Source organism: Streptomyces sp. DF42 (assembly GCF_058267695.1).
On record NZ_CM177859.1, the window covers coordinates 5,749,787 to 5,768,002 of the forward strand.

18 protein-coding genes are annotated in these 18,216 nt (G+C 68.8%); 15 read left to right on the plus strand and 3 right to left on the minus strand.

Annotated features, from left to right (window positions below; translation table 11 throughout):
- Window positions 1–21: 21 nt before the first annotated feature.
- The 3 genes from mqnC (at window position 22) to ACYUED_RS26425 (ending at window position 2,696) form a co-directional block, all read left to right on the plus strand.
- Window positions 22–1,221 carry a cyclic dehypoxanthinyl futalosine synthase gene (gene mqnC / locus ACYUED_RS26415; protein WP_491285640.1) on the plus strand — a complete coding sequence of 400 codons (1,200 nt, stop codon included), beginning with the start codon at window positions 22–24 and terminating at the stop codon, window positions 1,219–1,221.
- A 7-nt stretch (window positions 1,222–1,228) separates the two neighbouring features.
- Window positions 1,229–1,699 carry an imidazolonepropionase-like domain-containing protein gene (locus tag ACYUED_RS26420; protein ID WP_491285642.1) on the plus strand — a complete coding sequence of 157 codons (471 nt, stop codon included), beginning with the start codon at window positions 1,229–1,231 and terminating at the stop codon, window positions 1,697–1,699.
- Between the two features lie 301 nt (window positions 1,700–2,000).
- On the plus strand, window positions 2,001–2,696 hold the full coding sequence (locus ACYUED_RS26425; protein WP_491285644.1) for a demethylmenaquinone methyltransferase: 696 nt from the start codon (window positions 2,001–2,003) through the stop codon (window positions 2,694–2,696).
- Between the two features lie 53 nt (window positions 2,697–2,749).
- Here the strand turns inward: ACYUED_RS26425 and ACYUED_RS26430 are convergent, their stop codons facing one another.
- Both ACYUED_RS26430 and ACYUED_RS26435 read right to left on the minus strand, forming a co-directional pair.
- Window positions 2,750–3,073 carry a PASTA domain-containing protein gene (locus ACYUED_RS26430; RefSeq protein WP_266520551.1) on the minus strand — a complete coding sequence of 108 codons (324 nt, stop codon included), beginning with the start codon at window positions 3,071–3,073 and terminating at the stop codon, window positions 2,750–2,752.
- A 267-nt stretch (window positions 3,074–3,340) separates the two neighbouring features.
- Complete coding sequence (locus ACYUED_RS26435) at window positions 3,341–3,847, minus strand: GNAT family N-acetyltransferase (RefSeq protein WP_491285646.1); 507 nt, start codon at window positions 3,845–3,847, stop codon at window positions 3,341–3,343.
- Window positions 3,848–3,946: 99 nt separating this feature from the next.
- Between ACYUED_RS26435 and ACYUED_RS26440 the strand changes: the two genes are divergently transcribed.
- Window positions 3,947–5,239, plus strand: coding sequence for a geranylgeranyl reductase family protein (locus ACYUED_RS26440; protein WP_491285648.1), 1,293 nt, complete (start codon window positions 3,947–3,949; stop codon window positions 5,237–5,239).
- A 575-nt stretch (window positions 5,240–5,814) separates the two neighbouring features.
- On the opposite strand, the gene ACYUED_RS26445 is transcribed toward ACYUED_RS26440, so the two are convergent.
- The gene (locus ACYUED_RS26445) at window positions 5,815–6,621 is read right to left on the minus strand and encodes a C40 family peptidase (protein WP_491285650.1); all 807 of its coding nucleotides are present in this window, start codon (window positions 6,619–6,621) and stop codon (window positions 5,815–5,817) included.
- A gap of 766 nt (window positions 6,622–7,387) precedes the next feature.
- On the opposite strand from ACYUED_RS26445, the gene ACYUED_RS26450 reads away from it, so the two are divergent.
- From ACYUED_RS26450 to nuoK, 11 genes are read left to right on the plus strand one after another with little or no spacing between them, the layout of a single operon-like run.
- Window positions 7,388–7,747: an NADH-quinone oxidoreductase subunit A gene (locus ACYUED_RS26450; protein ID WP_003992243.1), complete on the plus strand. Its 360-nt coding sequence runs from the start codon at window positions 7,388–7,390 to the stop codon at window positions 7,745–7,747.
- Between the two features lie 14 nt (window positions 7,748–7,761).
- Window positions 7,762–8,316: a NuoB/complex I 20 kDa subunit family protein gene (locus ACYUED_RS26455; protein WP_009310345.1), complete on the plus strand. Its 555-nt coding sequence runs from the start codon at window positions 7,762–7,764 to the stop codon at window positions 8,314–8,316.
- On the plus strand, window positions 8,313–9,068 hold the full coding sequence (locus tag ACYUED_RS26460; RefSeq protein WP_491285659.1) for an NADH-quinone oxidoreductase subunit C: 756 nt from the start codon (window positions 8,313–8,315) through the stop codon (window positions 9,066–9,068). The genes ACYUED_RS26455 and ACYUED_RS26460 overlap by 4 nt, the downstream gene beginning before the upstream one ends.
- A complete protein-coding gene (locus ACYUED_RS26465; RefSeq protein WP_491285661.1) occupies window positions 9,065–10,405 on the plus strand; it encodes an NADH-quinone oxidoreductase subunit D in 1,341 nt (446 codons plus the stop codon). Before ACYUED_RS26460 ends, ACYUED_RS26465 begins: the two co-directional genes overlap by 4 nt.
- Window positions 10,402–11,274: an NADH-quinone oxidoreductase subunit NuoE gene (nuoE, locus tag ACYUED_RS26470; protein ID WP_491285663.1), complete on the plus strand. Its 873-nt coding sequence runs from the start codon at window positions 10,402–10,404 to the stop codon at window positions 11,272–11,274. Before ACYUED_RS26465 ends, nuoE begins: the two co-directional genes overlap by 4 nt.
- Window positions 11,274–12,620, plus strand: a complete 1,347-nt coding sequence (gene nuoF / locus ACYUED_RS26475; protein WP_491285665.1) for an NADH-quinone oxidoreductase subunit NuoF — start codon at window positions 11,274–11,276, stop codon at window positions 12,618–12,620. The genes nuoE and nuoF overlap by 1 nt, the downstream gene beginning before the upstream one ends.
- Entirely contained in the window at window positions 12,617–15,121 is a 2,505-nt protein-coding gene (locus ACYUED_RS26480) for an NADH-quinone oxidoreductase subunit G (RefSeq protein ID WP_491285667.1), read from the plus strand. Before nuoF ends, ACYUED_RS26480 begins: the two co-directional genes overlap by 4 nt.
- Window positions 15,118–16,482, plus strand: a complete 1,365-nt coding sequence (gene nuoH, locus ACYUED_RS26485; protein WP_491285669.1) for an NADH-quinone oxidoreductase subunit NuoH — start codon at window positions 15,118–15,120, stop codon at window positions 16,480–16,482. The genes ACYUED_RS26480 and nuoH overlap by 4 nt, the downstream gene beginning before the upstream one ends.
- Window positions 16,475–17,086, plus strand: coding sequence for an NADH-quinone oxidoreductase subunit NuoI (gene nuoI, locus ACYUED_RS26490; protein WP_491285671.1), 612 nt, complete (start codon window positions 16,475–16,477; stop codon window positions 17,084–17,086). The genes nuoH and nuoI overlap by 8 nt, the downstream gene beginning before the upstream one ends.
- Window positions 17,083–17,919 carry an NADH-quinone oxidoreductase subunit J gene (locus tag ACYUED_RS26495; RefSeq protein WP_491285673.1) on the plus strand — a complete coding sequence of 279 codons (837 nt, stop codon included), beginning with the start codon at window positions 17,083–17,085 and terminating at the stop codon, window positions 17,917–17,919. Before nuoI ends, ACYUED_RS26495 begins: the two co-directional genes overlap by 4 nt.
- A complete protein-coding gene (nuoK, locus tag ACYUED_RS26500; protein WP_242779136.1) occupies window positions 17,916–18,215 on the plus strand; it encodes an NADH-quinone oxidoreductase subunit NuoK in 300 nt (99 codons plus the stop codon). The genes ACYUED_RS26495 and nuoK overlap by 4 nt, the downstream gene beginning before the upstream one ends.
- Window position 18,216 lies beyond the last annotated feature (1 nt).

An 18,216-nucleotide genomic window follows, 5' to 3' on the forward strand; every position in this document is an offset into this window, starting at 1 on the left:
CTTGACGAAAGGGACGCCCCGGTGACCGAGAAGGCCGAGCTTCAGTCCGTCCTCGACCGTGCCGCGGCCGGCGGACGGATCACCCCGGAAGAGGCCCTCGACCTCTACCGCGACGCCCCGCTGCACGCGCTCGGCGCCGCCGCGGACGCCGTACGCCGCCGCAGGTACGCGGGCACCGAGCACATCGCGACGTACATCATCGAGCGCAACATCAACTACACGAACGTGTGCGTCACGGCGTGCAAGTTCTGCGCCTTCTACGCCGCCCCCAAGGACACGGCGAAGGGCTGGACACGCGACCTCGACGACATCCTGCGGCGCTGCGCCGAGACCGTCGAGCTGGGCGGCACCCAGATCATGTTCCAGGGCGGACACCACCCGGACTACGGCGTCGAGTACTACGAGAAGCACTTCGCCGCCATCAAGCAGGCCTTCCCGCAACTCGTCATCCACAGCCTGGGGGCGAGCGAGGTCGAGCACATGGCGCGGATCTCGAAGGTGTCGGTCGAGGAGGCCATCACCCGCATCCACGCCGCCGGCCTCGACTCCTTCGCGGGCGCCGGTGCCGAGCTGCTCCCCGAGCGGCCCCGCAAGGCCATCGCGCCCCTCAAGGAGAGCGGCGAGCGCTGGCTGGAGATCATGGAGACCGCCCACCGGCTGGGCGTGGAGTCGACGTCGACCATGCTCATGGGCACCGGCGAGACCAACGCCGAGCGCATCGAGCACCTGCGGATGATCCGCGACGTACAGGACCGGACGGGCGGCTTCCGCGCCTTCATCCCGTACACCTACCAGCCGGAGAACAACCACCTGAAGGGCCGCACGCAGGCCACGCTCTTCGAGTACCTGCGGATGATCGCCATCGCGCGGCTGTTCATGGACAACATCCAGCACATCCAGGGCTCCTGGCTGACGACCGGCAAGGAGGTCGGCCAGCTGTCGCTGCACTACGGCGCCGACGACCTCGGCTCGATCATGCTGGAGGAGAACGTCGTCTCCTCGGCCGGGGCCAAGCACCGCTCCAACCGGCTGGAGATCATCGACCTGATCAGGAAGGCCGGCCGCGTCCCCGCCCAGCGGGCCACGACGTACGAGCACATCGTCGTCCACGACGACCCGGCCGACGACCCCGTCGACGAGCGCGTGATGTCCCACATCTCGTCCACGGCGATCGCGGGCGGCACGGCACATCCCGAGCTGAAGCTCCTCACCTCCAACTGACCTGCCCGTGCTGACGATTCACGCGGCGGACGAGGTCCGGTACGTCTGGGACGACCAGGAGCCGGTCAAGGGCGGCCAGGGGCCGGTCAGGGGCGGCGGCGTCCTCGTGACCGGCGGCCGGGTCACGGCGGTGGGCCTCCTCGCCGATCTCATGGAGCAGCATCCGGACGCGCGGGTGCGGCGCTGGCCCGGTGTGCTGGGGCCCGCCCGCATCCACGAAGGACCGCTCCCGGACGCCCCGTCCCCGCGTGAACGCCTCCACGCCGTACTGAAGTCGGGTGCGGTGGCGGTCCTCGCGCAGTACGTCGACTCACCCGAACTCCGGGCGGCGGCCGAGCGGAACGACGTGGTGGTCCTGCCGGGCACGCAGCCGACGGCGATCAGCGAGAACGCCCGCGCGGACCTGGCCGTACTCGACGGGACGGGTGCGTGCATCGCCACCGTGTGCGCGGGGCGCCTCGTGCACAGGCGGCGCTAGAAGCGCCCCATCGGGGGCCGCCTCTTCAGGGACCGGCCGCCGACCGCCGTCCCCTTCGCACTCACCCCGCGGACGTCTTCCCGAACGCACCCGAACTCCGCGTCGCCCCACTGCGGTTGGTCGCGGCATCGTCCTGTGCCGACTCCCCGTCCTCACACCGCTGATCCCGAGACGTCGACCACATCGACACTCACGCGATCTCCTTCTCCTCGGAGAACTTCCTGTGCGGATGGGTGACGGACGTGGCCGCGAAGAGGAAGCCCGGACTTCTTCCCCGAGGGCGGACTGCAACAATGGCGAGGTGACCCGCGCCTCCCTGAACAAGCAGCCGCACGAAGTCGCCTCGATGTTCGACGACGTGGCGGAACGGTACGACCTGACGAACGACGTGCTGTCGCTCGGCCAGGACCGGGTGTGGCGCAAGGAGGTGGCCCGGGCGGTCGACGCCCGGCCCGCACAGAAGGTCCTGGACCTTGCGGCGGGTACGGCGACCTCCTCGCTGCCGTTCGCGCGCACGGGCGCGTACGTCGTTCCCTGCGACTTCTCCATCGGCATGCTCCAGGTCGGCAAGAAGAAGCACCCCTGGCTGCCGCTGACCGCGGGCGACGCGACGAAGCTGCCGTTCGCGGACGCCGTCTTCGACGCCGTCACGATCTCCTTCGGCCTGCGCAACGTGCAGGACTTCGACGGCGCCCTGCGTGAGATGTACCGGGTGACCAAGCCCGGTGGCCGGGTGGTGATCTGCGAGTTCTCGCACCCGACCTGGGCGCCCTTCCGCACGGTCTACACCGAGTACCTGATGCGGGCCCTCCCGCCGGTCGCGCGCGCGGTCTCCTCCAACCCCGACGCCTACGTCTACCTCGCCGAGTCCATCCGCGCCTGGCCCGACCAACCCGCACTCGCCGACCACCTGCAGAAGGCCGGCTGGTCAAGGGTGGCGTGGCGCAACCTCACGGGCGGGGTGGTGGCCCTGCACCGCGGGTTCAAGGAGGCCTGAACCCCGCGGGGTTCCACCTGAGCCCCGCGCGGGTCCAGGAGAGCCGGAGTGGGTCAGGGAACGCGGAATCCGACGACGGCGTACGGGTCCTCCGGCTCGTCGAGCTCGCGCTGCATCCCGCCGCTGGGCGGACGCGGCAGGCGCGGTTCGCGCACACCGGCGCCGCCCCCGCCCTCACCCTCGCCGAAGTCGAACCACACGTAGACCATCGAGTCCCGCGGCACTTCGGCATTCGGCTGCGGATACTGCCGTACGACGTACTCGACGACGGTCTGGTGGAAGTCGGGCCGGTCCGGCGCGTTGATGAACAGACCGGTCGACTCGGCCGTCTTGCGCGCGTCCATGGCCATCAGTCCGACAAGCCGCGGTACGCGCACTTCGGGTGTCTTGGGCGGTATGTGCACAGATGTCACCCCCAGCGGTATCTGAAGGGTAACTCCGGCCCGGCATCGCCCGGAAGTGTCGTGTGTCTTTCTGTAACAGTCGACTACGCTGAGTAATCATCGGTCGATCGCAGGCGGTCGTCGCTGTCACTACTGGCACGTTGATTCCCGAGGGGTCGACTCCTCTTCCACTTCCTTCCACTTCCCGCATGGAGTCGGTCGCCACAGTCGGGCGTCACGGTCGGGCGTCACGGTCGGGCGTCACAGATCGAGCCGGTAGCAGTGCCCCTCCTGCTCCCGGGCCGGCGTCGTGAAGACCTCGGCGAGGCGCATGCCCAGCCGCCGCGTCACCGCGATCGACCGCTTGTTGCCGGCCAGGACCATCGCGACCACGCTCGGCACCTCCGCCGCCCGCAGCCGCTCCAGTGTCATCCGCGCGGCCGCTGTGGCGTACCCCTTGCCCCAGTACTCCCGCCCGAGCCGCCACCCGATCTCGATCTCGCCCCTGGGGCCCCAGTCCTGCGGCCACGGCTGGGCACCGGTGAACCCGATGACCTGCCCGGACTCGCCGACCATGGTCCACAGGCAGAAGCCCAGTTCGGCGTCGTGACGGCGCTGTCGGGCGGTGAGCTCCTCGTAGAGGGAGAGGTCGGCGGACCTGCCGCCGTGGAACTCCATGACGTCCGGATCGTCGAAGACCCGGTGCCAGGCGACGGCGTCCTCGTCGGTCGGGACGCGCAGCTGTACTACGGGGAGAGCTCGGTTCACGAGGCAGCCCTTCAGCCGGGTGATCAATTCTGCTGAATAGACTGCCTGTGTCCAGTGCCGCTCGGCACAGAGATTTGTCGAACTTGGGGAGATCCCGCCGTGACCGTCGTGACCGAGCCGCTCTCCGAGAACACCGCCGATGTGATCGTCGTGGGCGCGGGGCCGGCGGGCTCCACGACCGCCTACCACCTCGCCAAGTCCGGCCTCGACGTGCTCCTGCTGGAGAAGACCGAGTTCCCGCGCGAGAAGGTCTGCGGAGACGGCCTGACCCCGCGCGCCACCAAGCAGCTCGTGGCCATGGGCATCGACATCTCCGAGGAGGCCGGCTGGCTGCGCAACAAGGGGCTGCGCATCATCGGCGGCGGCGTCCGCCTCCAGCTGGACTGGCCGGAACTCGCCTCCTTCCCCAACTACGGCCTCGTCCGCAAGCGCGACGACTTCGACGAGCAGCTCGCCCGCCAGGCCCAGAAGGCGGGGGCGCGCCTGTACGAGCGCTGCAACGTCGGGGCCCCGATCATCGACGACCGCACGGGCCGCATCACCGGCGTCCACGCCAAGCTCGGCGAGGAGAAGCGCGAAGTCACCTTCCACGCGCCGCTCGTGGTCGCGGCCGACGGCAACTCCACCCGCCTCTCCCTCGCGATGGGTCTGCACCGCCGCGAGGACCGCCCGATGGGCGTCGCGGTCCGGACGTATTTCGAGAGTCCCCGCCACGAGGACGACTACCTGGAGTCCTGGCTGGAACTGTGGGACCGCCGAGGTCCCCAGGACCGCCTGCTCCCCGGCTACGGCTGGATCTTCGGCATGGGCGACGGCACGTCGAACGTCGGCCTCGGCGTCCTGAACACCTCCGACTCCTTCAAGGAGCTGGACTGGCGCGAGGTCCTGAAGGCCTGGTGCGCCTCCATGCCCGAGGACTGGGGCTACACGCCGGACAACATGACCGGCCCCATCCGGGGAGCGGCCCTGCCGATGGCGTTCAACCGCCAGCCCCACTACACCAAGGGCCTGCTCCTGGTCGGCGACGCCGGCGGCCTGGTGAACCCCTTCAACGGCGAAGGCATCGCCTACGCCATGGAGTCCGCCCAGATCGCCGCCGAGGTCATCGTCCAGGCCCACGCCCGCCCGACGGCCGCGAGCCGCGAACTGGCCCTCCAGCGCTACCCGCGTGTCCTGAAGGACACCTATGGCGGCTACTACACGCTCGGCCGCGCCTTCGTGAAGCTCATCGGCAACCCGAAGGTCATGAAGATCGCGGCCCAGCGCGGCCTCACCCACCCCATGCTGATGAAGTTCACCCTGAAGCTCCTGGCGAACCTGACGGACCCGACCGGCGGCGACGCGATGGACCGGATCATCAACGGCCTCAGCAAGGTGGCACCGAAGGCGTGACCGACCGGCCGCCCAGCGCCTCGATGCCGGCGGCCGGACCAGCAACCTCGTCGCCACGCGCGCGAAGGGGGCGCCCACCCGCACCGTGGGCCGCGTCATCATCGAGGCCCTGATCGTCCGGGGCATGCTCGGCCGCGGTCCGGCCGGCGACGCCGACGGCGACCCGGTTCCGGGACGTAAGGGACTTTCCGCGCGACTACGGCGACGGGCGGGCCCACGAGTGCCTGTCCGCGAATATCTCCGAATGCGTCAAGACCGGGATCGTGTACGGCAAAAGGGCCAAAGAGTGCGCCAGGGGGAAGGTCGTCGCCGTCCGCGCGACCGGCCGTCAAGCCGTCAACGCCTTCCTGGGCGCGGACAATTCGGACGCGGAGCCGTGCGGGCTCCAGGAGCCGTGCCGCTCCGGCCGCGCGAGACGGGCCCCTGAAGCGCGTCGACGAGGTCCGCCACAAAACCGGGCCTGCCCGACACCTTCGACCTCGGACAAGGCCACAGGGGCTGTTGGAGGGTGGACGGAGGGGCCGCTGCCCCCGAGCGGCTGCGGCCCCTTCCGTGCGACAAGCGTGTCCCGTGGGTCAGAGCACCCGCACCGCGCCGGTCGGCGGGTCGTAGGAGAGCGGCTTCTCGACGACACCGCTCGACGGGTTCTGCGCGCCGACGAACATGCCGTCACCGACGTACACCGCCACGTGGTACGCGCTGCCCGCGCTGCCCCAGTAGAGGATGTCGCCCGGCTGCAGGTTGCTCAGCGAGACCTGCGTGCCGGCCGTCGACTGGTCCTGCGAGACGCGCGGCAGGCTGATGCCGATCTGCTTGAACGCGGTCTGCACCAGGCCCGAGCAGTCATAAGCGGACGAACCGGTGGCACCGGACACATACGCCTTGCCGACCTGCGCCTTGACGAAGCTGACGATCGCGGCGGCCGAACCCGTGGCCGTCGACGAACCCGTCGAGGCGGTGGAGGTCGTGGACGCGGCGAGGGTGGTCCGCTCGGCGCTGCGGGAGACGGCCCGCTCGGCGGCGGCCTTGCGGGCGGCCTCGGCCTTCTTCCTGGCCTCCGCCTTCTGCTTCGCCTTGGCGAGGTCCGTCTTGGCCTGCTTCGCGGCGTTTGCGGCGGCCGTGTCGCGCTCGGCCTGCAGCTGGTAGTTCGCGGCCGCCTGCTGCGTGGCGTCCGCGGACTGGGCGACCTGAGTGGCCAGATCGGCCGTCAGGGTGGGCAGTTCGAGCGTCTGTGTCACCGGCTCAGCGGCGTTCGCCGAAGCCGACGCACCCGCCGCTGCCATGCCGAGGACGCCACCGGTGACTCCGACGCGCACAGCGAGCGTCGTGGACGCGGTGCGGCGGGTTTTCCGGTGGCTGCGTATGTGAGCGGTGTGGGACATGGGAACAACCGGTATCAGGGGCTCCTCCATACCTTCAAGAAACGTGTGCTGCGCCACAGTTGTTCAATCGGCACTCCGAATACCTGGTCTCTCGACCTTTATTGACGCCGTAACGGACATTGCGGGCCTGGCCTGTTGCCCCTGTGATCACGGTCTTTCATCGTTACGCCCGAATTGCCCCGCGCCTACCACTGGTTGGGACCGGTGGCCAAGCCCCGTTCTCAGACGCCCCTCATGAGTGTGGCGGAGGTCACGCAACGGTCTCGGCTCGGTCCGCGTCCCGCGCGAAGATCACGACCCGATTGCGCTCGGGTTACGACCAGGATCCGCTCGTGAATGTGTGCACGCGTCCACACCGCATCGCCCACCTCGCTCTGATGTGTGAACGCGAGCCACTACCAGGGGGCCTCGTCCAACTCCAATTTGCATGCAGAAGAAGTCTCTTGATATTGAGACGACCCCTCCGAGCTGGGCCGACGAGCGGAAATGTCACCTCTGGTGACCACTCGGACGCTTCCAGTACGAAGATCACTGCTCATCCGACTTCATGATCGTTCGTCAGGTGGTGGAGATCACAAAGCTTGTGTAATACCCCGTGTCGCAGATCACAGAGTCGCGGGCATAAGATGCGAGGCAGTTGGGCTTGTGACCTGCTTCACATGTTCTCGATCTTCGCCGGGACGGGCGAGGTTGGAGAGACGTATGAGGTCGGTGTGAGTCCGCCACCACGCCAGCAGTCAGTGCCGACTGAGAGGAGCGAGGAGCGGTGAACGCGTATGCGCCCATCCTCGTACTGGGAGCCCTCGGGGCAGGCTTTGCGATCTTCTCCGTGGTCATGGCCACGCTGATCGGTCCGAAGCGGTACAACCGGGCCAAGCTCGAGGCCTACGAGTGCGGGATCGAGCCGACCCCCACGCCGGCCGGCGGCGGGCGCTTCCCCATCAAGTACTACCTGACGGCGATGCTCTTCATCGTCTTCGACATCGAGATCGTCTTCCTCTACCCCTGGGCCGTCACCTTCGACGCCCTGGGGATCTTCGGGCTCGTGGAGATGCTGCTCTTCGTGCTCACCGTCTTCGTCGCGTACGCGTACGTATGGCGGCGCGGCGGCCTGGAATGGGACTGAGGGGCCTTTAGAACATGGGACTCGAAGAAAAGCTGCCGAGCGGCTTCCTGCTGACCACCGTCGAGCAGGCCGCGGGCTGGGTGCGCAAGGCGTCCGTCTTCCCGGCCACGTTCGGCCTCGCCTGCTGCGCCATCGAAATGATGACCACCGGCGCCGGTCGCTACGACCTGGCGCGCTTCGGCATGGAGGTCTTCCGAGGTTCGCCCCGCCAGGCGGACCTGATGATCGTGGCCGGCCGGGTGAGCCAGAAGATGGCGCCGGTGCTGCGCCAGGTCTATGACCAGATGCCGAACCCCAAGTGGGTGATCTCCATGGGGGTCTGCGCCTCCTCGGGCGGCATGTTCAACAACTACGCGATCGTCCAGGGCGTCGACCACATCGTCCCGGTCGACATCTATCTGCCCGGCTGCCCGCCACGGCCCGAGATGCTGATGGACGCCATCCTCAAGCTCCACCAGAAGATCCAGAACTCCAAGCTCGGCGTCAACGCCGAGGAGGCGGCTCGCGAGGCGGAGGAAGCGGCGCTCAAGGCCCTGCCCACGATCGAGATGAAGGGGCTGCTGCGGTGAGCGACGCGAACGGCACCAACGGTGCGTCGAACGGGGTGAACCCCGAAAAGGACCTGGGCGCCTCCAACCTCCCCGGCCAGCGCGGCGAGGGCGGCGAGGAGATCCGCGTCCAGCGCGGCATGTTCGGCGCCAACAACGGCGGCGACACCTCCGGCTACGGCGGCCTGGCCCGCTCGGTCCGCCTCCCGGGACCGGCGGCCCGCCCCTACGGCGGCTGGTTCGACGAGGTCGCCGACGAGCTCGAGGGGGCGCTGGAGGAGCAGGGTCTCCTCCCGGACAACGCGATCGAGAAGACGGTCGTCGACCGCGGCGAACTCACCTTCCACATCGAGCGCGAGCACCTGCTGCGCGTCGCCCGCACCCTGCGCGACGACCCGGCCCTGCGCTTCGAGCTGTGCACCGGGGTCAGCGGAGTCCACTATCTCCACGACAAGGGCCGCGAGCTGCACGCCGTCTACCACCTGCGCTCGATCACCCACAACCGGCTGATCCGCCTGGAGGTCAGCGCCCCGGACGCCGATCCGCACATCCCGTCCCTGGTCTCCGTCTACCCGACCAACGACTGGCACGAGCGCGAGACCTACGACTTCTTCGGGATCGTCTTCGACGGCCACCCGGCCCTGACGCGGATCATGATGCCGGACGACTGGCAGGGCCATCCGCAGCGCAAGGACTACCCCCTCGGCGGCATCCCCGTCGAGTACAAGGGCGCCCAGATTCCGGCTCCGGACCAGCGGAGGTCGTACTCGTGAGCACGCAGTCAGCATCCGCGGCCTCCGCCGCCTCGGCCCGCGAGACCACCGAGGGCACCGTATACACGGTCACCGGTGGCGACTGGGACGAGATCGTCCAGGCCGCAGCCCGTGCCGACGACGAGCGCATCGTCCTCAACATGGGCCCGCAGCACCCCTCCACCCACGGTGTGCTCCGCCTGATCCTGGAGATCGACGGCGAGACGGTCACCGAGGCCCGCTGCGGCATCGGCTACCTCCACACCGGCATCGAGAAGAACCTCGAGTTCCGCACGTGGACGCAGGGCACCACGTTCGTGACGCGCATGGACTACCTGACGTCCTTCTTCAACGAGACCGCCTACTGTCTCGCCGTCGAGAAGCTCCTCGGCGTCGAGGACCAGATCACCGAGCGAGCCAAGATCATCCGGGTTCTCCTGATGGAGCTGAACCGGCTCTCCTCGCACCTGGTGTGCATCGCCACCGGCGGCATGGAACTCGGCGCCACCACGATCATGATCTACGGATTCCGTGATCGTGAAATGATTCTCGACATCTACGAGCTCATCACGGGCCTGAGGATGAACCACGCGTACATCCGCCCCGGCGGACTCGCGCAGGACCTGCCGCCCGGCGCGGTGGACCACATCCGCGAGTTCGTGAAGAAGATGAAGAAGAACCTCCCGGAGTACGACAAACTCGCCACCGGGAACCCCATCTTCAAGGCCCGTATGCAGGACGTCGGCTACCTCGACCTGGCCGGCTGCATGGCCCTCGGCGCCACCGGCCCGATCCTGCGCTCCACCGGCCTGCCGCACGACCTGCGCAAGACGCAGCCGTACTGCGACTACGAGACGTACGACTTCGAGGTCCCGACCGCCGACACCTGTGACTCCTACGGCCGCTTCCTGATCCGCCTCGAGGAGATGCGCCAGTCGCTCGGGATCGTCGAGCAGTGCCTGGACCGGCTGCAGCCCGGCCCGGTCATGGTCGCCGACAAGAAGATCGCCTGGCCCGCGCAGCTCGCCCTGGGGCCGGACGGCCTCGGCAACTCCCTCGACCACATCAAGAAGATCATGGGCACCTCCATGGAGGCCCTGATCCACCACTTCAAGCTGGTCACCGAGGGCTTCCGCGTGCCGCCGGGACAGGCGTACGCGGCCGTCGAGTCGCCCAAGGGCGAACTCGGGGTGCACGCCGTGTCCGACGGCGGCACCCGCCCCTTCCGGGTCCACTTCCGCGACCCGTCCTTCACCAACCTGCAAGCCATGGCGGCGATGTGCGAGGGCGGCCAGGTCGCCGACGTCATCGTCGCTGTCGCGTCCATCGACCCCGTGATGGGAGGCGTCGACCGGTGACCACCTCTTCTTCTGAGCGGGGCGTCAGCCTGGGCATGCCCGAACTGCCCGCGCCCGCCTACCCGGACGACGTCCGAGCCCGGCTGGAGACGGACGCGCGCGCGGTGATCGCCCGCTACCCCGACTCCCGGTCCGCGCTCCTGCCGTTGCTGCATCTCGTGCAGTCGGAGGAGGGCCATGTCACGCGCACCGGGATGCAGTTCTGCGCGGACATGCTGGACCTGACCACGGCCGAGGTCACCGCGGTCGCCACCTTCTACACCATGTACCGGCGCAGGCCGAGCGGTGACTACCAGGTGGGCGTCTGCACCAACACCCTGTGCGCGGTCATGGGCGGTGACACGATCTTCGAAGAGCTCCAGGAGCACCTCGGCGTCGGTAACGGCGAGACCACCGACGACGGCAAGGTCACCCTGGAGCACATCGAGTGCAACGCGGCCTGCGACTTCGCGCCGGTCGTGATGGTCAACTGGGAGTTCTTCGACAACCAGACCCCGGGCAGTGCCAAGCGCCTCGTCGACGATCTGCGCGCGGGCAGGAGTGTGGAGCCCACGCGCGGGGCGCGCCTGTGCACCTTCAAGGAGACCGCGCGGATTCTGGCCGGCTTCCCCGACGAGCGGCCCGGGGCCGTCGAGGCGGGCGGCAGTGCGGGACCGGCGTCGCTGGTGGGCCTTCGCCTGGCAAGGGGAGAGGCCGCACCCGCGCGCGTGGTCCATCCGCGGGACGGCGGCCCGCACGAGGAGCCGCCGGACAGGACAGTGCACGAGCCGTCGCCGACCGAGCACCTCAGTTCGCACGACGCGCCGCACGACACGTCGGCCTCCGACCCGGCCCACCCGGCAGGGCCTGCCGCCGAGGAGGGGGAGTGATGACCTTGGCACCCGAACTCAAGGACACGAGTCCCGAGAAGCTGCTCGCACCCGTGCTGTCGGCCTTCTGGGACGAGGACGGGTCCTGGACTCTCGACGTCTACAAAAGGCACGAAGGGTACGAGGGGCTCCGCAAGGCGCTCGCGATGTCCCCGGACGACTTGATCGCGTACGTCAAGGACTCCGGGCTGCGCGGCCGTGGCGGCGCGGGATTCCCGACGGGAATGAAATGGCAGTTCATTCCCCAGGGAGATGGAAAGCCGCACTATCTAGTTGTCAACGCCGACGAGTCGGAGCCCGGAACCTGCAAGGACATCCCGCTCCTCTTCGCGAACCCGCATAGCCTCATCGAGGGCATTGTCATCGCGTGTTATGCCATCAGGTCGTCGCATGCCTTCATCTATCTGCGTGGTGAAGTCGTCCCCGTATTGCGGCGGTTGCACGAGGCCGTGCGCGAGGCCTATGCGGCCGGCTACCTCGGCGAGAACATCCTGGGCAGCGGGCTCGACCTCCAGCTCACCGTGCACGCGGGCGCGGGCGCGTACATCTGCGGTGAGGAGACCGCACTGCTCGACTCGCTCGAAGGCCGCCGGGGCCAACCGCGGCTCCGTCCCCCTTTCCCCGCTGTCGCGGGCCTCTATGCGTGCCCGACTGTTGTGAATAACGTCGAGTCGATCGCGTCGGTTCCCGCAATCCTGACTCGGGGCAAAGAATGGTTCCGGTCGATGGGCAGCGAGAAGTCGCCGGGCTTCACGCTCTATTCGCTCAGCGGCCACGTCTCGAGCCCTGGCCAGTACGAGGCCCCGCTCGGCATCACGCTCCGCCAGCTCCTCGAGATGAGCGGCGGCATGCGGCCGGGGCACCGGCTCAAGTTCTGGACGCCGGGCGGCTCTTCGACGCCGATGTTCACCGACGAGCACCTCGACGTACCCCTTGACTACGAGGGGGTCGGCGCCGCCGGTTCCATGCTCGGCACCAAGGCCCTGCAGTGCTTCGACGAGACGACCTGCGTCGTACGCGCCGTCACCCGCTGGACCGAGTTCTACGCCCACGAGTCCTGCGGCAAGTGCACCCCGTGCCGCGAAGGGACGTACTGGCTCGTGCAGTTGCTGCGCGACATCGAGGCCGGCAAGGGCGTCATGTCCGACCTCGACAAGCTGAACGACATCGCCGACAACATCAACGGCAAGTCCTTCTGCGCCCTCGGCGACGGCGCCGCCTCGCCGATCTTCTCCTCGCTCAAGTACTTCCGTGAGGAGTACGAGCAGCACATCACGGGCCGCGGCTGCCCCTTCGACCCGGCCAAGTCGACGGCCTGGGCCGACCGCACGGAGGTGAACGCATGACTGTGACCACCAACGCTCCCTCGGGAGGGGGAGAGGCGGCGGTCCCGCCGGAAGATCTCGTCTCGCTGACGATCGACGGCGCCGAGATCAGCGTGCCCAAGGGCACCCTGGTCATCCGGGCCGCCGAGCAACTCGGCATCGAGATCCCCCGGTTCTGCGACCATCCCCTCCTCGACCCGGCCGGCGCCTGCCGCCAGTGCATCGTCGAGGTCGAGGGCCAGCGCAAGCCGATGGCGTCCTGCACCATCACGTGTACGGACGGCATGGTGGTGAAGACCCACCTCACCTCGCCGGTCGCCGAGAAGGCGCAGCACGGTGTGATGGAGCTGCTCCTCATCAACCACCCGCTGGACTGCCCGGTCTGCGACAAGGGCGGCGAGTGCCCCCTGCAGAACCAGGCCATGTCCCACGGTCAGGCCGAGTCGCGCTTCGAGGGCAGGAAGCGGACCTACGAGAAGCCCGTCCCGATCTCCACCCAGGTACTGCTCGACCGTGAGCGGTGCGTGCTGTGCGCGCGCTGCACCCGCTTCTCCAACCAGATCGCGGGCGACCCGATGATCGAGCTGCTGGAGCGGGGCGCGCTGCAGCAGGTCGGCACCGGAGAGGGTGACCCCTTCGAGTCGTACTTCTCCGGCAACACCATCCAGATCTGCCCGGTCGGCGCGCTGACCTCGGCGGCGTATCGCTTCCGCTCCCGCCCCTTCGACCTGGTGTCGTCCCCGAGCGTGTGCGAGCACTGCTCCGGCGGCTGCGCCACCCGCACCGATCACCGGCGCGGCAAGGTCATGCGACGCCTCGCGGCCAACGACCCCGAGGTCAACGAGGAGTGGATCTGCGACAAGGGACGCTTCGCGTTCCGCTACGCGCAGCAGCGCGACCGGCTCGAGACGCCTCTGGTGCGCAACGCCGAGGGCGACCTCGAACCGGCCTCCTGGCCGGAGGCGCTGCAGATCGCCGCTCAGGGACTGCTCGCCTCACGCGGCAGGACGGGCCTGCTGACCGGCGGCCGCCTCACCATCGAGGACGCCTACGCGTACAGCAAGTTCGCGCGCGTGGCCCTCGACACGAACGACATCGACTTCCGCGCGCGCGTGCACAGCAGCGAGGAGTCCGACTTCCTCGCCGCCAAGGTCGCCGGTCGCGGTCGTGATCTCGACGGTACGGGCGTCACGTACACCGCTCTGGAGAAGGCGCCCGCCGTTCTGCTGGTCGGGTTCGAGGCCGAGGAGGAGGCGCCCGGCGTCTTCCTGCGGCTGCGCAAGGCCTGGCGGGGGCACGGACAGAAGGTGTTCTCGCTGGCCACGCACAGCACGCGAGGCCTGGAGAAGGCCGGAGGCACGCTGCTGCCGGCCGCCCCGGGCACCGAGACCGAGTGGCTGGACGCACTCGCGAGCGGAGTCGGCCTGGAGGATCCCGGCGCGAAGGCCGCCGAGGCGCTGCGCGCCGAGGGCGCGGTGATCGTCGTCGGCGAGCGACTCGCCGCGGTGGAGGGCGGGCTGACCGCCGCCGTACGGGCAGCGGCCGCCACCGGCGCCCAGCTGGTGTGGATCCCGCGGCGGGCCGGAGAGCGCGGCGCCCTCGAGGTGGGTGCGCTGCCCTCGCTGCTGCCGGGCGGCCGTCCGGCCACCGATCCACGCGCGCGAGAAGAGGTCGCCGCGGTCTGGGGCGTGGCGGAACTTCCGCACCGCTACGGCCGCGACACGGGCCAGATCGTCGAGGCCGCTGCGTCCGGCGAGCTGCAGGCCCTGGTGGTCGCGGGTGTGGAGGTGGCCGACCTGCCCGACCCGGCACGCGCGCGTGAAGCACTTCACGAGGCCGGGTTCGTGGTGTCACTGGAGCTGCGGCCCAGCGAGGTCAGCGAGCGCGCGGACGTCGTGCTCCCCGTCGCCGCGGTCGCCGAGAAGGCCGGCACGTTCCTCAACTGGGAGGGCCGGGTGCGCTTCTTCGAGGCCGCGCTCAAGCCGGACCAGATGACCCGCCGGCTCGCGCCCTCCGACGCGCGCGTGCTGCAGATGCTGGCCGACGCCATGGATGTACACCTGGGTCTGCCGGACCTGCGCACCGTGCGTGCGGAGCTGGACCGGCTGGGCGCCTGGGACGGGCCGCGAGCCACCGAACCGCTGGAGACCGCGGCCCACTTGCCGCGGCCCGCCGCCGGGGAGGCCGTACTCGCCGGACATCGGCTGCTGCTCGACCGGGGCGTACTCCAGGAGGGCGACGAGGCGCTCGCCGGAACCCGGCACGCGGCCCACGCGCGCGTGTCGGCCGCGACGGCCGCCGAAGCCGGCGTCAAGGACGGCGACGCCCTCGCCGTGACCGGACCCGCCGGAGTCGTCGAACTCCCGCTGCAGATCACGGAGATGCCGGACCGGGTGGTCTGGCTTCCGCTGAACTCCGCAGGCGGCGGCGTCGCCTCCGACACCGGGGCGCTGCCCGGCGCTCTCGTCCGTATCGGCCCGGCGACGCTCGTCGGCGAGGCCCCGAAGGAGGCGGAGGCATGAGCCCGTACCTCGCCGCTGAAGACCTCTCCATGTTCGGCCACGACCCCTGGTGGCTGGTCGTCGTCAAGGCGGTCTTCTGCTTCGCGTTCCTGATGGTGACCGTGCTGTTCTCCATCGTCTGGGAGCGCAAGGTCGTCGCCTGGATGCAACTGCGCATCGGCCCCAACCGGCACGGCCCCTGGGGCATGCTCCAGTCGCTCGCCGACGGCGTGAAGCTGATGCTCAAGGAAGACGTCATCGTCAAACGCGCGGACAAGGTCGTCTACGTCCTCGCACCGATCGTCGCGGCCATCCCGGCCTTCATGGCGATCGCGGTGATCCCCTTCGGCCCGGCCGACAACGAGATCTCGATCTTCGGCCATCGCACGACGATGCAGCTGACGGACCTGCCGATCGCGATGCTGTTCATCCTCGCGGTCGCCTCGGTCGGCATCTACGGCATCGTGCTGGCGGGTTGGAGTTCTGGATCCACCTATCCGCTCCTCGGCGGCCTGCGCTCCTGCGCGCAGATGATCTCGTACGAGATCGCCATGGGCGCCGCCTTCGCCTCCGTGTTCCTCTACTCGGGGTCGATGTCGACGTCGACGATCGTCGAGCAGCAGCACGACCGCTGGTACATCGTGCTTCTGCCGGTCTCCTTCATCATCTACATCGTCACGATGGTCGGCGAGACCAACCGCGCCCCCTTCGACATGCCGGAGTCCGAGGGCGACCTGGTCGGCGGCTTCAACACCGAGTACTCGTCGATCAAGTTCGCGCTGTTCATGCTCGCCGAGTACGTGAACATGGTGACGGTCTCGGCCGTGTCGACCACGCTCTTCCTCGGCGGCTGGCGCGCCCCCTGGCCGATCAGCACCTTCTGGGAGGGCGCGAACCACGGCTGGTGGCCGCTGCTCTGGTTCGTGATCAAGGTCCAGCTGCTGCTGTTCTTCTTCATCTGGCTGCGCGGCACCCTCCCGCGGGTCCGCTACGACCAGTTGATGAAGCTCGGCTGGAAGGTCCTCATCCCGGTCTCCGTGGTCTGGCTGATGCTGGTCGCCACGGTGCGAGCGATGAAGAACGAGAACTACGACTTCGCCGACATCGCCCTCTACATCGGCGCCGGCGTCCTCGCCCTGCTGCTGCTGTCCTTCGTCGCCGACATGTTCCGCGAGAAGGCGAAGGAGGCCGGACGGCCCGCCGCGGAAGCTGCCGGATTCGACCCGATGGCAGGCGGATTCCCCGTGCCGCCGCTGCCGGGACAGGAGCTGCCGGCGACGCCCAGGCGCCGTCCGCACCGCGAGCGGGAGCTCATTGTCAGTGGCGGGTCGGATACTGCCAGTGACGGATCTTCGGAGGGAAAGGAGGCGTCCGATGGCTGAGGAGCCCAAGGAGACTGAGCAGTTGAGGCCTGGCTTCATGAACCCCGTCGCAGGCTTCGGCGTGACCTTCAAGGCCATGTTCAAGAAGCGGCTGACCGAGCAGTACCCGGAGCAGCAGAAGACCACCGCCCCCCGATTCCACGGACGGCACCAGCTCAACCGCCATCCGGACGGCCTGGAGAAGTGCGTCGGCTGCGAGCTGTGCGCCTGGGCCTGCCCCGCCGACGCCATCTATGTCGAGGGCGCCGACAACACGGAGGAGGAGCGCTACTCGCCGGGCGAGCGGTACGGGCGCGTCTACCAGATCAACTACGCCCGCTGCATCCTGTGCGGCCTGTGCATCGAGGCGTGCCCCACGCGCGCGCTCACGATGACCAACGAGTTCGAGCTCGCCGACAGCAGCCGCGCCAACCTCATCTACACCAAGGAACAGCTGCTCGCCGGCCTCGAAGAAGGCATGGTCGACAGCCCGCACGCCATCTACCCCGGGATGGACGAGCAGGACTACTACCGAGGGCTCGTCACCGAGGCCGCGCCCGGCACCGAGCCCCAGGTCGCCGTGTCCAAGGGAGAGCAGCCCAGGGAAGAGGGGGCCGAGGCATGAGTAACCTCGCCGCCTACTCCACCTCCACCGGAGAGGCCTTCCAGTTCTGGGTCCTCGGCACCGTCGCCGTGATCGGCGCGCTGGCCACCGTGTTCATGAAGAAGGCCGTGCACAGTGCTCTGTCGCTGGCCGGCACCATGATCGTCCTCGCGGTGTTCTACCTCGCCAACGGCGCCTACTTCCTGGGCATCGTGCAGGTCGTCGTCTACACCGGCGCGATCATGATGTTGTTCCTGTTCGTGGTGATGCTCGTCGGCGTGACGGCCGCGGACTCCCTGAAGGAGACCATCAAGGGCCAGCGCTGGCTGGCCCTTCTGTGCGGGCTCGGCTTCGGCATCCTGCTGTTCGCCGGTATCGGCAACGCATCCCTCACGGAGTTCAACGGCCTCGGTGAGGCGAACGCGAACGGCAATGTGGAGGGCCTCGCGGCCCTCATCTTCACCAAGTACGTGTTCGCCTTCGAAATCACCGGCGCCCTGCTGATCACGGCCGCCGTCGGCGCCATGGTGCTCACCCACCGCGAGCGCACCGAGCGCGCCAAGACGCAGCGCGAGCTGGCCGAGGAGCGCGTCCGCGAGGGCAAGCACCTCCCGCCACTGCCGGCGCCCGGCGTGTACGCCCGGCACAACGCGGTGGACATCGCGGGCCTGCTGCCCGACGGTACCCCGTCCGAGCTCACCGTCAGCAAGACGCTGCGTGAACGCGGCCAGATCCGTGACGTGTCGTCGGAGGCGCTCAACGACCTCAAGGCCTTGGAGCAGCGCGCGGAGGAGCGCCTGGAGCGCACCGAGGTCGAGCGGGCCACCTTCAAGCGGGAGGAGGCGTCGAAGTGAACCCGGTCAACTACCTGTATCTCTCGGCCCTGTTGTTCACGATCGGCGCCACCGGCGTGCTGATCAGGCGCAACGCGATCGTCGTGTTCATGTGCATCGAGCTGATGCTGAACGCCTGCAACCTCGCGTTCGTCACCTTCTCCCGGATGCACGGCAATCTCGACGGGCAGATCATCGCCTTCTTCACGATGGTCGTCGCCGCCGCCGAGGTCGTGGTCGGGCTGGCGATCATCGTGTCCCTGTTCCGTTCCCGCCACTCGGCCTCGGTCGACGACGCCAGCCTGATGAAGCTCTGAG